This window comes from Nocardia sp. PLKS1-43 (assembly GCF_059510335.1).
This window is the reverse complement of sequence record NZ_JCAJZQ010000006.1, coordinates 449,586-463,995: the sequence shown is the minus strand read 5'-3', so window position 1 is coordinate 463,995 and position 14,410 is coordinate 449,586. Positions and strand designations below refer to the sequence as shown.

The 14,410-nt window shown below is 67.1% G+C and carries 14 protein-coding genes; 5 read left to right on the top strand and 9 right to left on the bottom strand.

Translation table 11 applies throughout. The features are described 5' to 3' along the window. Positions 1-144 precede the first annotated feature (144 nt). Positions 145-1,044 carry a LysR family transcriptional regulator gene (locus AC5WS7_RS24040; protein ID WP_495956802.1) on the bottom strand — a complete coding sequence of 300 codons (900 nt, stop codon included), beginning with the start codon at positions 1,042-1,044 and terminating at the stop codon, positions 145-147. Positions 1,045-1,148: 104 nt separating this feature from the next. Here AC5WS7_RS24040 and AC5WS7_RS24035 point away from each other — a divergent pair, with 104 nt between their 5' ends. Beyond that, the gene (locus AC5WS7_RS24035; protein ID WP_495956801.1) at positions 1,149-1,982 is read left to right on the top strand and encodes an oxidoreductase; all 834 of its coding nucleotides are present in this window, start codon (positions 1,149-1,151) and stop codon (positions 1,980-1,982) included. A 638-nt stretch (positions 1,983-2,620) separates the two neighbouring features. Here the strand turns inward: AC5WS7_RS24035 and AC5WS7_RS24030 are convergent. After that, positions 2,621-3,331, bottom strand: a complete 711-nt coding sequence (locus tag AC5WS7_RS24030) for a DUF4253 domain-containing protein (RefSeq protein ID WP_495956800.1) — start codon at positions 3,329-3,331, stop codon at positions 2,621-2,623. Between the two features lie 520 nt (positions 3,332-3,851). Between AC5WS7_RS24030 and fusA the strand changes: the two genes are divergently transcribed. Then, entirely contained in the window at positions 3,852-5,891 is a 2,040-nt protein-coding gene (gene fusA / locus AC5WS7_RS24025; RefSeq protein WP_495956799.1) for an elongation factor G, read from the top strand. Positions 5,892-6,163: 272 nt separating this feature from the next. Here the strand turns inward: fusA and AC5WS7_RS24020 are convergent, their stop codons facing one another. Further along, positions 6,164-6,823 carry a class I SAM-dependent methyltransferase gene (locus AC5WS7_RS24020; RefSeq protein ID WP_495956798.1) on the bottom strand — a complete coding sequence of 220 codons (660 nt, stop codon included), beginning with the start codon at positions 6,821-6,823 and terminating at the stop codon, positions 6,164-6,166. A 73-nt stretch (positions 6,824-6,896) separates the two neighbouring features. Between AC5WS7_RS24020 and AC5WS7_RS24015 the strand changes: the two genes are divergently transcribed. After that, complete coding sequence (locus AC5WS7_RS24015; RefSeq protein ID WP_495956797.1) at positions 6,897-7,751, top strand: helix-turn-helix transcriptional regulator; 855 nt, start codon at positions 6,897-6,899, stop codon at positions 7,749-7,751. A 374-nt stretch (positions 7,752-8,125) separates the two neighbouring features. On the opposite strand, the gene hsaB is transcribed toward AC5WS7_RS24015, so the two are convergent. From hsaB to hsaA, 4 genes are all read right to left on the bottom strand, one after another. Further along, complete coding sequence (hsaB, locus tag AC5WS7_RS24010) at positions 8,126-8,701, bottom strand: 3-hydroxy-9,10-secoandrosta-1,3,5(10)-triene-9,17-dione monooxygenase reductase subunit (RefSeq protein ID WP_495956796.1); 576 nt, start codon at positions 8,699-8,701, stop codon at positions 8,126-8,128. A gap of 13 nt (positions 8,702-8,714) precedes the next feature. After that, a complete protein-coding gene (gene hsaC / locus AC5WS7_RS24005; RefSeq protein ID WP_495956827.1) occupies positions 8,715-9,617 on the bottom strand; it encodes an iron-dependent extradiol dioxygenase HsaC in 903 nt (300 codons plus the stop codon). A 67-nt stretch (positions 9,618-9,684) separates the two neighbouring features. Next, the gene (hsaD, locus tag AC5WS7_RS24000) at positions 9,685-10,566 is read right to left on the bottom strand and encodes a 4,5:9,10-diseco-3-hydroxy-5,9,17-trioxoandrosta-1(10),2-diene-4-oate hydrolase (protein ID WP_495956795.1); all 882 of its coding nucleotides are present in this window, start codon (positions 10,564-10,566) and stop codon (positions 9,685-9,687) included. Beyond that, positions 10,566-11,735 carry a 3-hydroxy-9,10-secoandrosta-1,3,5(10)-triene-9,17-dione monooxygenase oxygenase subunit gene (gene hsaA, locus AC5WS7_RS23995; protein WP_495956794.1) on the bottom strand — a complete coding sequence of 390 codons (1,170 nt, stop codon included), beginning with the start codon at positions 11,733-11,735 and terminating at the stop codon, positions 10,566-10,568. Before hsaA ends, hsaD begins: the two co-directional genes overlap by 1 nt. 227 nt (positions 11,736-11,962) lie before the next feature. Between hsaA and AC5WS7_RS23990 the strand changes: the two genes are divergently transcribed. Then, positions 11,963-13,162, top strand: coding sequence for a 3-ketosteroid-9-alpha-monooxygenase, oxygenase component (locus AC5WS7_RS23990; RefSeq protein WP_495956793.1), 1,200 nt, complete (start codon positions 11,963-11,965; stop codon positions 13,160-13,162). Further along, entirely contained in the window at positions 13,162-13,482 is a 321-nt protein-coding gene (locus AC5WS7_RS23985; protein ID WP_495956792.1) for a hypothetical protein, read from the top strand. Before AC5WS7_RS23990 ends, AC5WS7_RS23985 begins: the two co-directional genes overlap by 1 nt. 97 nt (positions 13,483-13,579) lie before the next feature. Here AC5WS7_RS23985 and AC5WS7_RS23980 read toward each other — a convergent pair whose 3' ends face one another. Further along, positions 13,580-13,831: a hypothetical protein gene (locus AC5WS7_RS23980; protein ID WP_495956791.1), complete on the bottom strand. Its 252-nt coding sequence runs from the start codon at positions 13,829-13,831 to the stop codon at positions 13,580-13,582. 108 nt (positions 13,832-13,939) lie between these two features. Then, complete coding sequence (locus tag AC5WS7_RS23975) at positions 13,940-14,347, bottom strand: cupin domain-containing protein (RefSeq protein ID WP_495956790.1); 408 nt, start codon at positions 14,345-14,347, stop codon at positions 13,940-13,942. Positions 14,348-14,410 lie beyond the last annotated feature (63 nt).

The following is a 14,410-nucleotide window of genomic DNA, read 5'->3' as shown; positions in this document are numbered from 1 at the left end:
AGGAGTTGTAATCTGCAGCGGGCGGCGGTAAGACGGCTCGGCGGCAGTGCGACCCGGCCTGGACCGCCGCAGCGAAAACTGTTGCTGTAAAAGGGCATCCAGCCCTCTGGCGGGTCCCAGCGCTTCGCGCGGCCGCGCCCCGCCTCAGCCCGTCGTCTCGGTCGCCAGCTGACACGCACGAACGTATTCGTGCACCAGCGGGCGGTGGTCGTCGGCGCGCCAGGCCAGGGCGAAGCGGCTGAGCGAGATGCCCCTCACCGCACGGGTGACGACTCCGCCGAGAGTGATCAGCGGTGCGTTCCCGGCCGCCAGCAGGACCACGCCGAGACCGGCGACGAGCGCCTCGTACGTCTCTTCGGTGCCCGCCACCTCCGCGCCGATGAGTGCCGGCTTCCCGCCGCGGGCGTCGATGGCAAGCCAGTAGTCCCGCAGCGCACCGGCGCTGTCGGGCAGTGCGAGGAACGGCTCGTCCAACAGGTCGGTGAAGTCGATGACCTCCCGATCGGCGAGCGGGTGAGCATCGGGCATGGCAACCAGGCGGGGTTCCTCGGCGACCACCACCCACCGGTATCGGTCAGGATTCGGCAGCGGTAGCCAGACGAACGCCGCGTCGCTGGTGCCATCGGCGAGCCCGGCGGTCGAGTCGTGCCATGGGACATGGCGAAGTGTAAGGCGAGCGTCGGGACGTGCGGCGGTGAAGCGGGAGCGGATCGCGGGCAGCACGCCCCCGCGCCCCGGGCTGGTACTCATCCCCACAACGAGGACGGCGGCCCGGTCGGCCACGACCCGGGCGACTGTCTCCTGGGCTGCGTTCCACTCGGCGAGAATGCGCTGAACATGCGGCAGCAGCGCTGCACCAACCGCGCTGAGGCGCACTTCGCGCCGGTCGCGCTCGAACAATGCGGCCCCCACCTGTTTCTCCAGCGTTCTGATCTGCTTGCTCAGCGCGGGCTGCGAGACGTACAGCCGCTCCGCCGCGCGGGTGAAGTGCAGCTCCTCGGCCACTGCGGCGAAGTACCTCAGGTCCCGTCCGTGAACGTCCATAACCAGTGGTTATCACAGCTGGTCTTGGACACGCGACCGGTGTGCCCGGCAAGGTAGTTCACAGACCGCCGAAACAGCGGATCACCTGGCACAAGGAGACGAACGTGAACAAGGTCTGGCTGGTTACCGGTGCGAGCAGTGGGTTCGGCCGGGCGATCACCGAAGCGGCGGTGGCGGCGGGCGACATCGTGGTCGCCGCTGCCCGCCGTACTGCGCCGCTCGACGACCTGGTCGCCGCACACCCGGACCAAGTCGAGGCGCTATCGCTGGATGTCACCGATGTCCGGGGCATCCAGGCCGCGGTCGGCGGTGTGGCAGCCCGGCACGGTCGGATCGATGTCCTGGTCAACAACGCCGGGCGGGGCATGGTGGGGGCGGTCGAGGAGACCACCGACGCGGAGTTGCGTGACCTTATGGACCTGCATTTCTTCGGTCCGGCCGCGCTCACCCGGGCCGTGCTGCCGCACATGCGCCGCCGTGGCTCGGGCGTCATCGTGCAGATGAGCAGCATGGGTGGGCGGTTCGCCTTCGCCGGAGTCGGCGCCTACTGCGCCACGAAGTTCGCCCTGGAGGGGTTCTCCGAGGCATTGGCCGCCGAGGTCGCCCCGCACGGCATTCGAGTACTGATCGTCGAGCCCGGTGCGTTTCGTACCGGCTTCGCAGACGCCGCAGTACTGCATCCCTCTGCGGCTCTCGACGTTTACCAGGACACCGTGGGCCCCGTCCTTTCCGGGCTGCCGGGCGGAAGCGGCCAAGAGCCCGGGGACCCGGCCAAGGCCGCGGCCGCCATCCTCGCCGCGTTGGATGCCGATGAACCGCCACTGCGTCTGCCGCTGGGCGACGACGCGGCCGACGCGATCATCGAACACCTCGACCGTTCCCGCACCGAACTCCGCTCCTGGGACAAGCTCATCCGTTCCACCGACTTCGACGACTGACACCTCGAGCCTCCCCTGCTCCCGCCCACCGTCTCCACGCAGGCGCGGCCGGGAGACCTCCGCCGTCCCGGACCTGCTGCGCTTCCTGACCGTCTCCAGCAGCGGGGCCGGGAGACCAAGGTGGCGGGCGCTGCGGACCGTGTGCCGCCGTACAGGGCGCCCCGGTCAGGGACGCGGCAGCTTCCGGCTGCGCGCGTCGCAACGCGCCCGACCAGTGTGCCTTGCGGCCCAGTGAAGGCAGCAGGCTGACCGCACCCATCGCTACGCCGTGCGGCGAAGGCGTTGTCGCACGCGGCGCGTGGCTCCTCGCGCAGGCCGGTCTCTCCCTTCTGGCTTGCCGTCGCGGTCGCGCATCTTCGCGAACGCCTCAGGAGTGCCTGATGACGAACTCCGCACTGGGCTTGGCGTTTGATCTTCTTCATCGACCCCGCTGCGGGTCTGCTGGCGCTTGCGCTGCTCGCCCGAGTGCCGGCGTCCCCGCGGCTGGACACGATCGGCATCGTCCGCGGTGAGTGAGGTTCCAGTCCGGCCAATAATCCAGAGCCCGCCTCGCGGCACGAATCCGGCTGCGCCACAGCCTGATCCAACACCACGCAACAGGAACGTCAGCACCGAACCACCCGAGTGTCGTTGCAGTATCAGGCCCATTGGAATCGCCAAGCCGGGCGTTTGACGAGGCTTGCGGCATAGGTGTTGAGGGCGACCTCCTCCTGCCAGATACTCGGGCAGAAACCTGCGTGCTCCAAGGTGATTCGCCGCGCCTCCGAGATGGTCGACGGTGGCGCCGCGACCGATAGTTCCAGTGTGGTGCCGCCGAGCCGGACCACTCGTACGCCGAACCTGTCCTCCCAGGTACGCAGTACCGCCGAAATCTTCTCGACGTCCCAGGTGTAGTCCATCGCGCCGGTCCAGCCGATCAGTGCCGGAGTGTCCGCGCTGCGGAGGCTGGGTACCAATGCGAGCCGAGTTGTGTCGGTGCCCTCGGCGGCCAGGCGGGCCGCGGCGTATCCGGGGTGTACGGCCAACCGCTTCGGCGGGGCGAATCCGGGCCATCCGCTACCCGAGTAGTCGAAGTACTCCCGGATGAGCTGATCGCCCGGAACACGTTCGATGACGTCGACGGTCGGCGCGGCGCCCAGCAGGTCGATGTCGAGGGATTCGTCGAGCAGCAGCGGGTACAGGCCGGTCTGCGGATGATCGTCGAACATCGGCTCCCACCATCGCCGGAGCGCGGGCCCGGCCGCGTCGGACACCCACATGACCGGCCTGCCGCGCCCGCCCTCGGCGGATACGACGCGTCCGGCGGGGAAGCCCGCCGGCAAGGTGTTGAACGAATTCTTGGTGCACATAACGGATGAACCCCCTGGAGTCCGTTGGCAAGTCGATCGGATCTGTCCGGCGAAGCTATGCCTGGCCACCGACAGACAGCGACTTCGGAAGGCATCCCCAAGGTGAGAGATATGTGCAGGTCAGCTGGGGTGATTGTTGTCGGTGCGGCTCGGTAGCCTGCCCACATCGTTCGAAGAGCAAGGGGAGGTTGTGACGATGGCGCACTGCGCGACGGACTCGAAAATCGGTTTCGCCGAGGATTTCTCGGCGATAACCTCGATAGCACCGCGTGCGGGATGCTCCGCGGTTTCTCGACCGGAGGAGGGGAGCGATGTCAGGCGTGCACTGTGCTGCCGTCGCCATCCGGTCTCGGTTCGAGGTGATTCTGGTGTCTTCGCGGCCCCGGTGCCGGCTGCGCGGCCGGCACTGAGGGACCGGACTGTACACAGGCTCGTCACGGGTCCTTGCGAGCTGCCCGCGGGCACTCGTGTCCGGGAATTGCGCTGTCCCGATCCGGATCAGCAGAAACGACCGAATACCATGCGTACCAACCTTTCTCGACCCACCCCGGCCATTGTTCGAAATCTGGGCATTCTCGCCCATGTCGATGCCGGCAAGACCACCGTCACCGAACGCATGCTGTACCTCGCCGGGGAGACCCATCGGCGTGGTGAGGTGCACGAGGGCACTACCGTCACCGATTACGATCCGCAGGAGCGGGACCGGGGCATCACCATTTTCGCCGCGGCCGTCAGCTGCGGTTGGCGCGGCCACCGGCTCAACCTGATCGATACGCCAGGGCACGTGGACTTCTCCGATGAGGTGGAGCGATCGCTGCGGGTGCTGGACGGCGCCATCGCGGTCTTCGATGCGGTCGCGGGCGTGCAGCCGCAGAGCGAATCGGTGTGGCGGCGGGCCGATCGATACGGTGTGCCGCGAATCGCCTTCGTGAACAAGATGGACCGTGCCGGAGCCGATCTCGACGCCGCCGTGAATTCCATCCGCCGCAGGTTGCATCCGATTCCGGTCGTGGTGCAGCTGCCGATCGGCCGGGAGGATGGATTCGTCGGAGTCGTGGATCTGGTGCGGATGCGGGCGCTGGTGTGGGCGGACGATTCTGGTGTATTGGTGCAGGAGCCGATTCCGGAGGATTTGTTCGCCGAGGCGGTACGTCGGCGCGCCGAGTTGGGCGAACTTGTGGCCGAACGGCATCCGGCCGCCCTGGAGGAGTATGTCGTGCAGTCCGAAGTGTCGGCGGACACCCTGGTCGAGGGGTTGCGGGAGCTGACCTGTAGCGGCGAGGTCGTGGTGGTGCTCTGCGGGGCGGCCTACCGTGACCGCGGGGTCGAACCACTGCTCGATGCGGTGGTGGACTATCTGCCCGCACCGCTGGATCGTCCGGCGGTGTGCGATGCCGGTGACCCGACGCGCCGGCGCTGCGCCGATCCGGCGGAACCCTTCGCTGCGTTGGTGTTCAAGGTCCAGGCGACGCCAACGGGCCGCCTGACCTACCTGCGCGTGTATTCGGGAACGCTCGGCAAGGGTGACATGGTGCTGGACGCCGCCGCGCGGCGGACCGAGCGCGTCGGCCGGATCCTGCGGGTGCAGGCCGATCGGCGAACGGAGGTGATGCGGGCATCGGCCGGTGACATCGTCGCGGTAGTCGGGGTGAAATCGGCGCGGGCGGGTGCGACGCTGTGCACTCCCGAAGCGCCGGTGCTGCTCGAACCGCCGATCGTGGCCGAACCCGTCGTTTCGGTGGCGGTGGAGGCGGCGGGTAGTGCCCAGGCCGAGCGACTCTCGACGGCCCTGGCCCAACTCGTGGAGGAGGATCCTTCTCTGGTCGTCCGTACCGATGACGAAACCGGTCAGGTTCTGCTGTCGGGGATGGGTGAGTTGCATCTGGAGGTCGCGGTGGAGAAGATCCGCCGGGAGCGCGGGATCGCCGTCGCGGTGGGCAGACCGCAGGTCGCCTACCGGGAGACCGTGGAGCGCGGAGTGTCGGGGCTGCTGTACCGGCACGTGAAACAGGACGGTGGCGCGGGGCAGTTCGCGCACGTCGTCCTGGATGTGGTGCCGTTGGGTGATTGCGGCACTACCGGTTTCGAGTTCTCCTCGACGGTGCCGGGCGGCCACGTGCCACGCGAATACGTTCGCGCGGTCGAGGCCGGGTGTCGCGATGCGCTCGCCGCGGGCCCGCTCGGCGGTCATCCCGTGACGGGTCTGCGGGTCACGCTCACCGACGGCGCGACGCACGTGCAGGACTCCTCGGAGGCCGCGTTCCGCACCGCGGGCCGGCTCGCACTGCGGCAGGCATTGCGTGCGAGTGTCTTACGCCTCTTGGAGCCGGTCGTGGAGGTCACCGTCACCACGCCCGACGACACCCTCGGCGTGGTGCTCGGAGATCTCGCAGCCCGCCGGGGTCGTATCCTCGCCTCGACGACGACCGGTGGTACCGCGGTCGTCACCGCCGAGGTCCCGCTGGCCGAAATATTCGGCTACGCAACCCGTTTGCGCAGCCGAACGCAGGGGCGAGGTACCTTCACCACTCGCCCTGTCGGTTACGCCCCGACCGCGTGACGCCCGCGGCCGTGCCCGAGGTGGCCCGAACGCCGCCTCGGGCACGGCCCGCCGACCGACGCTGGTAACCGTTAATCGAGCTTCGCTCCCGGCTGTGTCGCGCCGCATTCGCACACAGCGGTGTCCATCCGCTCTGTCGATGCCGCCCATCGCCTCGACCACACCGTGATCGCCGATATCGCCTGGGCGCTCGCACGCGCTGCGGCTCGGGAACGCCGGGAACTTGATCGCTGAGTGTGATGCCGGGCGGCGCTCACGGACAGGAGTCGCGGCTATGCCGGGCGGGTTGCCTGGTAGTAGACGATGTGGCCCATGCGGGGGTGGGATTCGGAACTGATGAGGGTGTGGTCGAAGCCCGCGGCATCCAGGAGGTGTGGGAGGGCGAGGTTGGCCTCGACGTGGCCGTTGCGGAGCAGTAGGCGACCCACGAAGGTGTTCGCCCGGGTGATGTCGCCGCCCACGTCCACCAGATGGAGGCGACCGCCGGGGCGCAGGACGCGCCGGGCTTCGGCGAGCGCCGCGGCCTTGATGTCGGTAGGGAGGTGGTGCAGCATCAGGGCAGACAGGACCCGGTCGAAGGCGGCATCGGGCTGGGGCAGGTTCTGGGCGTAGCCCCGCTCGAAGCGTAACCCGGTCAGGCCCTGGGCTTTTCGTTCGGCGCGGGCCAGTGCGCGGGGATCGGGGTCGGAGCCGATCACCTCGGCCGCGGGTTGGGCTCGCACCGCCTTGATAACGAGATTGCCGGTACCGCAACCGATTTCGATCACCCGGTGTCCCGGTCGGAGTTCGGCCTGCTCGATGAGGCGGTCGTGGAGTGCGGGGGTGCCCAGGAGCCGGGAGAGCAGGTCGAACGCGGGGAGCAGGACGTCGTGCCCGGCTGCCGGGAGGTAGTCGTGTGACTGGAGAACCGAATGTGGACGATTTTCGCTCATGAGATCCATGGTGGGCGTGGATCAGACCTGGAAGTGGGGTGATTGTCGGCAGGAAGTGGACTATTTTCGGTTCATGAGCGAGACGACCCGGGTGGTGCGTCATCAGCGCGGTGTGCCGGTCTACGACTATCGGAGTGATCCGGCCACGCCGCCGGTGTCGACGATGCGGTACCCCGCCTCCTCGCCCGTACGACGGCGGCACATCCATGACTTTCCGGCGCTGTGGTACGTCTCCACGACCGGAGTGGTACATGTGGTGGCGGCCGGACAGGTCGTCGACGGCGCGATGATCGATACGATCGGCCCCGGCGTCGGAGTGTTCTTCGATCCGGCCGCGCTGGGTGATCAGGCGGCGGCCCCGTGGCCGGCCTGGCGCTCGCACCCGCTGCTGTATCCGTTCCTGCATGCCGAACGTGACGGACTGTTGCAGCTCACCGTGCCCCGGGCGCGACGTCCGCTGTGGGACAGCGCGATCGCGGCCATCGAGGCCGAGTTGGCGCAGCGGGAGGAAGGATATCGGCAGGCGGCCTGTGCGCATCTGACTCTGCTGCTGATCGACCTCGCGCGAGTGGCCGCCGACGTGGTCGGTGATGTGCGCCGCAGCGGCGAACCCCTGCTGACCGAGGTGTTCGAGGTGATCGACGAACGTTACGCCGAGCGGTTGTCGCTGCGCGATGTGGCGCGGGCGGTCGGCATGACGCCCGGCTATCTGACCACGGTGGTGCGTCGCCGCACCGGCCGCACGGTGCAGGACTGGATCCTGCAGCGCCGGATGGATCAGGCCCGCCGACTGCTGTCCGGTACCGATCTACCGATCGCCGAAATCGCCCGTCGCACCGGGCTTCCCGACCCCGGATACTTCAGCCGCCAGTTCCGCCGCACCTTCGGTGTATCCCCCCGGAACTGGCGGGCGGTCCCACTCGCCTGAGCGTTGAACCTGTCGGTCGCTCCGGTGTCCGCCCCGCCCACAGACCGCTGTCGTGATCCCAGCGCCATCGCGTTGTCGATTGTGAAGTTGAACCGGCCGGTCATTCCCGTGTGCCCCACGCGCGCATCATTTCGTGGTCCTTGCGAGCATCAACGTGTCGCCGTTCGGGAGGCTGAACGGGCCAGTGGGCGCTCACGCGCAGATTATTTCGTGACCCCCGCGAGCATCAGCGCGCCCCGAACGGCAGTTGGCAGTCCTTCGCCGGCAGCGTCTCCGCGCCGGTGGTAGCCGGGCGGATCGGAGACGGTGGCGGTGCAAACGGCTGTGGGCGGTCCACGTGCGTACCTGGACCGCCCACAGCCGGCGAGCGAAAACTACAACCAGGTGTCGAGAGTGGTTGTGGTGAGGAAATGTTCGAGGTCGGCGCGCCAGGGTGCCGGGGTGGTCTTGTCCGGTTCGATGGCGGTGTACTGGCCTCGGTAGAAAAGCAGCGGCCTGCCGGAGTCGGTGGACTCCGACAGGGCCTGTACTCGGCCGATCACCACGTAGTGATCGCCGCCGTCGAGCACGTTGTCCACTGTGCACTGGATCGTGGCCAACGCGCCGTCCAGGGCGGGGAGGTTCAAGTCGGTTGTGTGCCAATCGATTCCGGCGAACTTGTCGGGTTCGCGGGAGCCGAAACGGGCACAGACGGGCTGCTGTTCCTCGGCGAGCATGTTGACGCAGAAGCTTCCGTTGCGCTCGATCGCCTTCCAGGAGCGGGATTCCTTGGTCGGGCAGAACAACACCAGCGGCGGGTCGAGCGACAACGCGGCGAAGGACTGGCACGCGAAGCCGATCGGCGCCGCGTCCTCACCGAAGGTGGTGATCACGGTGATGCCGGTGCAGAACTGCCCCAGCACGTTTCGGAACTGGCGCGGGTCGATGACGGGTTGCTCACTCGTGGTCATGGTTCGCGGCCCTCTACTTGAATCCCACCGAGAAGTCGTGACCCCACAGGCTCACCGCGGTGGACTCCCGCGCGATCCAGGAGTGATCGTCGACTTCCAGTCCCTCGCAACCGTATTCGATGTCGAAACCGCCGGGGGTCTTCATGTAGAACGACAGCATCTTGTCGTTGATGTGCCGGCCGAGCGTGGCGGACATCTTGACCTTCTTGCGCATCGCGCGATCCAGGCACAGCCCGACGTCGTCGGAGTTCTCCACCTCGACCATCAGATGCACGATGCCGGTCGGGTTCGGCAGCGGCAGGAACGCCAGCGCGTGATGGCGCGGATTGCAGCCGTAGAAACGCAGCCAGGCCGGATCGCCGTCGGCAGGACGCCCCACCAGCTGCGGGGGCAGCCGCATCGAATCGCGCAGCCGGAAGCCCAGCACATCCTGATAGAAAGCCTGTGCGGCGGCGTCGTCGGTGCAGGTCAGCACGACGTGACCGAGACCCTGTTCAGCGGTGACGAACTTGTGCCCGTACGGACTGACGAACCGCCGGGCCAGGTACTGCGCGCCGTAGAACGCCTCGAGCGTGTTGTCCGAGGGGTCCTGGAACCGGATCATCCCCTCGACGCGGCGGTCGGTGAGTTCTTCCTTGGTGGCTTCGGTGAACGCGACGCCCGCCTTGGACAACGTCTCCCGAAGACGTTGCAGCGCAGGGGCATCGGTGACCTCCCAGCCGGACACCTGCAGCCGGTCCTGCTCGCCGGGGAGGATGACCAGGCGGGCGGGGAAGTCGTCCATGCGCAGGTAGAGGGCGTCGGGGTTGGGGCCCTCGCCCTCCATCATGCCGAGCACCTTCAGCCCGTACTCGCGCCAGGCCGCCATATCGGTGGCCTCGATGCGCATATACCCGAGCGCACGAATACTCATGATCGCCTCTCCTGTGACTTGCGGGACACCCGCACTCGGTCGGCCGGATGACAGGCTGCGCCACGGTATGTCATCGGGCCTCCTTGACGCCGAGCAGGAAATCGGTTGTCAGGCGGTTGAATTCGTTGAACTTCTCCGCCTGAGCCCAGTGGCCGCAGCCACCGAACACGTGAAGTTGTACCCGGGGAATGGACTTGACCGCCACCAGTGCGCCGTCGAGCGGGTTGACCCGGTCCTCGCGGCCCCAGATCAGCAGGACGGGCTGACGCAGCTTGTAGGCGTCGCGCCAGAGCATGCCCTTCTCGAAATCGGCCGAGGCGAAGGATTTACCCATCGCGCGCATGGCCGCGAGGGATTCGGGCGTGCGGGCGAGTTCGAAACGCTCGTCGATCAGCTCGTCGGTGACCAGCTTCTGGTCGAAAACCATGATCCGGATGAACTTCTCGATGTTCTCCCGGGTCGGCTCGCCGACGAAGGTGCTCAACGCCTTGACGCCCTCGGTGGGGTCGGGGGCGAACAGGTTGGTGCTCACGCCGCCGGGGCCCATCAGCACGAGTTTGCCCGCGCGATCGGGATAGTCGAGTGCGAAACGCACCGCCGCACCGCCGCCGAGCGAGTTGCCGAGAATGTGTACCCGGTCGGTGATTTCGAGGGTGTCGAGCAGGTCCTTCAGCGCCGAGGCGCTGTGCACGAAGTACTGCGGATGCTCGGTCGGCTTGTCGGACAGGCCGAATCCGGGCTGGTCCACGGCCAGCACATGGAAGTCCTTGGCCAGCACCGGAATGTTGCGCGCGAAATTGGCCCAGGACGACGCGCCCGGACCACCGCCGTGCAGCAGCACGATCGTGGGGCCGTTGCCCACGCCCGCCTCGTGATAGTGCAGCTTCAGATCCGGCCGCACCTGGGCGTAGCGGGAGGTGGACTCGAAGGTGATCTCCGAAACCGTGGTCATCACACCATCCCGTCGGTGACCGGCATGCCGAACGCGTGCGTGCCGTACATCGTGTAGGCGCGCTCGGGATCGTTGGCGGCGTGCACGCGCCCGGCGTGCGCGTCCCGCCAGAAGCGTTGCAGCGGAGTGCCGTTCGCCAACGCGGTGGCGCCGGAACTCTCGAACATCTTGTCGATCGAGGCGATCGCGCGGCCGGTGGCGCGGACCTGATCACGACGCGCGGCCACGCGCAGATCGAATGGGATCTCCTCGCCCGCGACCAGCAGTTTGTACTCGTCGGCGACGTTGCCCGAGAGCTGGCGCCACGCGGCGTCGATATCACTGGCGGCCTCGGCGATGCGGACCTTGGCGAACGGATCGTCCTTGGCCTTCTCCCCGGCGTAGGCGGCGCGCAGGCGCTTGCCCTGGTGCTCGACGTGCGCCTCGAGCGCGCCGTAGGCCATGCCGACGATCGGGGTGGAGATGGTGGTGGGATGGATTGTGCCCCACGGCATCTTGTAGACCGGGTCGGTGTTCTCGGTCAGGCCCGGCGCGGTCAGGTCGTTCATGGCCTTGTAGCTCAGGAAGCGGTGCCGCGGTACGAAGACGTTCTCCAGCACCAGGGTGTTGGAGCCGGTTCCCTTGAGGCCCACCACATTCCACACGTCGTCGATGCGATAGTCGGTGCGCGGCACCAGGAAACTGCCGAAGTCGACCGGTTTGCCGTCCTTGATCACCGGGCCGCCGACGAAGGTCCAGCTGGCGTGGTCGCTGCCCGAGGACCACGCCCAGGAACCGTTGACGATGTAGCCGTCGCCGCTCTCGGTGACCACGCCCGCGCCCATGGGGGCGTAGGAGGACGAGATGCGCACCGAGGGGTCCTCGCCCCAGACCTCTTCCTGGGTCTGCTGGCTGAACAGCGCCAGATGCCAGTTGTGCACGCCGATGATGCCCGAGACCCAGCCGGTGGAACCGCAGGCGCTGGCGATCTTGCGCACGGTGTCGTAGAAGATGACCGGATCGCACGCGTACCCGCCCCACTGGCGCGGCTGTAGCAGCTTGAAGAAACCGGTTTCCTGCAGCGCCTTCATGGTCTCGTCGGGGATGCGGCGCAGATCCTCTGCCTCCTGCGCCTGTTCGCGCAGCTTCGGCAACAGCGCTTCGACCCGTTCGGTCACTTCTTGCGTCATCTCGGTGGCTGCTCCTGGCTCGATCGGTGCGGTGATCCTTCACCCCGGGGGCCGATATGTCCCCGGGACTGATGCTTACTCTGAGACTAGAACACGTTCTTGTTCATGTCGAGAACGGGTGTTCGCCGAGGGTGTCGGGTGACCCGTGCCTGGTAGTAGCGGGAATAACTGGCGCGCGGCCGGACAATTTTGTAACGTGTTCTAGTAATCGTAGAGGAGGGATCGCAATGGCAGTAACCCCACCGCGGGGCGGTAAGGTCCGTGAGATCGATGTCGGCACCGTGCCCACCCGGTATGCGCGGGGATGGCATTGCCTCGGCCTGGCCGCACCGTTCCGGGACGGCAAGCCGCACGCCATCTCGGTGTTCGGCACCAAACTGGTGATCTTCGCCGATAGCAAGGGCGAATTGCAGGTGCTGGACGCGTACTGCCGGCACATGGGCGGCGACCTGAGCATGGGCGAGATCAAGGGCGATTCGGTCGCCTGCCCGTTCCACGACTGGCGCTGGGGTGGCAATGGCCGCTGCACGGAAATTCCGTACGGCCGCCGGGTGCCTCCGCTGGCCCGGACTCGTTCGTGGACGACGCTCGAACGCAACGGCCAGTTGTTCATCTGGCACGACCACGAGAACAACCCGCCGCCGGACGACGTCACCATCCCGCACATCGAGGGCCCCTACACCGACGCCGACGGAAATCCGACCGAGACGATCGACGACGGCTGGACCGAGTGGACCTGGAACTCGATGCTGATCGAGGGCGCCAACTGTCGCGAGATCATCGACAACGTGGTCGATATGGCGCACTTCTTCTACATCCACTTCGCCTATCCGACGTTCTTCAAGAACGTGTTCGAAGGGCATGTGGCCTCGCAGTTCCTGGAGACCAAGTCGCGTCCGGACGTGGGAATGGGCTCGCAGTACGGTGATTCGCTGCTCAAGTCGGTGGCGGCGTACTACGGCCCCTCGTACATGATCAATCCGCTGCACAATTTCTACGGCGGATTCGAGGTCAAGAGCGTCCTGATCAACTGCCACTATCCGGTGACCCAGGATTCGTTCGTGCTGCAGTACGGCATCACGGTGCAGAAGCCTCAGGGCCTGGACGCGGAGTCCTCCCAGAAGCTGGCCGAGAAGATGACCGAGGGCATCGGCGTCGGCTTCCTGCAGGACGTGGAGATCTGGAAGCACAAGTCCAAGATCGAGAATCCGCTGCTGTGCGAGGAGGACGGGCCGGTCTATCAGCTGCGCCGCTGGTACGACCAGTTCTACGTCGATGTCGCCGATGTCGATCCCAAGAGCACCCAGCGTTTCGAGTTCGAGGTCGACACGACCAAGGCGAACGAGGCGTGGGAGGCGGAGGTCGCCGAAAACCTGCGCCGCAAACGGGAATCCGATGAGGCGGCCGCCGCGGAGGCGGGAGTCTGATGACCACCTGGGCGAAAGCACCGGACTTCGCGGACCGTCCGGAACGGCGGGAGCAGGTGCGCGCCCAGACGGTCGCGGACAAGCAGCGCTATCTCGAGGACGGGATGACTCCGGTCTCCTGTGTGACTTGTGCGGCGAAAGTCCTTGTGCGCAAGTCCAGTGCGCAACAGACCTCGGTGCAGTGGATGGTGAATCCGGCCGATCACTGCCCGGTGTTCCAGGAGTTGGCCGGCGGGCCGGGCCGTCCCGAGGGGTGCCCGAACCTGCATCGCGCGATCGAGCACGCCGTGCACGAGGGGATCATCCCGGTCGGGGATTAGCGGCAGAGCCGTTGCGCCCGAACGCATCCCGCCCGATCATTCGGGCGCGATGCGTTCGCGTGTCCGCGGCGCGGTGCTCGTGCCAGGAGAGGCGGGTTCAGGGCGCCGGGCAACCCGGTGGCTTGGTGAAGTCACAGGGCGTGAAGAGCAGCAGGAGTTGCTGCGACCCCGTGGACAGCAACGACGCGGAGCCGGTCGCGGGCAGGTTGGCGACCTTCTGTCCGGACGGCGTATCCGTGGCCGGGGTGGCGGGCTGTAGCGGGATCGTCGCAGAGGCCGGGCTGACGACCGGTCCCAGCATCGTCGCGCCCGCGATCGCAGTGCCGAGTACGAAGCGTTTGATGGCCACTATGATTCTCCTATCGATCCATCGAACGTAAGAACTGTAAAAGTGAGAAGTACGTTCTGGAACGACACGATTTGCAGTGCCCCGGAAAAGGGGGTTCCGCCTTCGGGTTCAGTCGAGGCGGAAGTCGGCGAAGTCGAATCCGGGGGCGACGATGCAGCTGACCAGGACGTACTCGTCGGTGGCCGGTGCGGCGGACTGGCTGACTCCGCCGGGGACGACGGCCTGGAGTAGTTGTCCGCCTTCGACATCCGGCCCAAGGGTGATTTCGTCGCCGCCGATGTTCAGCAGCAGCGGTCCGCCGCGCTGCCAGAGCCAGATCTCGTCCGAGCGGACCGTGTGCGGTGCGGAGTGTTCGTGCGGAAGCAGCAGGAAGTGGATCGCGGTCGCGGCCGAGCGTCGGCCCTCGTACCCTTCGGGCGCGAATTCCACTGGGCTGCGGTAGGTTTCGCGGAACCAGCCGCCCTCGGGGTGGGGTTGCAGGTCGAGAGCGCGGGCGAGTTCGGGGCGGTCGGTCACGGTGTCCTCCTGGGCTGGCGGATGCGGTCCATCGAGACGATCGTGTCGTGTGGTGCGGGTGAA

Coding starts and splice junctions, on each gene's coding strand:
- AC5WS7_RS24040 (WP_495956802.1), bottom strand. CDS start 1,044: ATGGACGTTCACGGACGGGACCTGAGGTACTTCGCCGCAGTGGCCGAG.
- AC5WS7_RS24030 (WP_495956800.1), bottom strand. CDS start 3,331: ATGTGCACCAAGAATTCGTTCAACACCTTGCCGGCGGGCTTCCCCGCC.
- fusA (WP_495956799.1), top strand. CDS start 3,852: ATGCGTACCAACCTTTCTCGACCCACCCCGGCCATTGTTCGAAATCTG.
- AC5WS7_RS24020 (WP_495956798.1), bottom strand. CDS start 6,823: ATGAGCGAAAATCGTCCACATTCGGTTCTCCAGTCACACGACTACCTC.
- AC5WS7_RS24015 (WP_495956797.1), top strand. CDS start 6,897: ATGAGCGAGACGACCCGGGTGGTGCGTCATCAGCGCGGTGTGCCGGTC.
- hsaB (WP_495956796.1), bottom strand. CDS start 8,701: ATGACCACGAGTGAGCAACCCGTCATCGACCCGCGCCAGTTCCGAAAC.
- hsaD (WP_495956795.1), bottom strand. CDS start 10,566: ATGACCACGGTTTCGGAGATCACCTTCGAGTCCACCTCCCGCTACGCC.
- hsaA (WP_495956794.1), bottom strand. CDS start 11,735: ATGACGCAAGAAGTGACCGAACGGGTCGAAGCGCTGTTGCCGAAGCTG.
- AC5WS7_RS23990 (WP_495956793.1), top strand. CDS start 11,963: ATGGCAGTAACCCCACCGCGGGGCGGTAAGGTCCGTGAGATCGATGTC.
- AC5WS7_RS23985 (WP_495956792.1), top strand. CDS start 13,162: ATGACCACCTGGGCGAAAGCACCGGACTTCGCGGACCGTCCGGAACGG.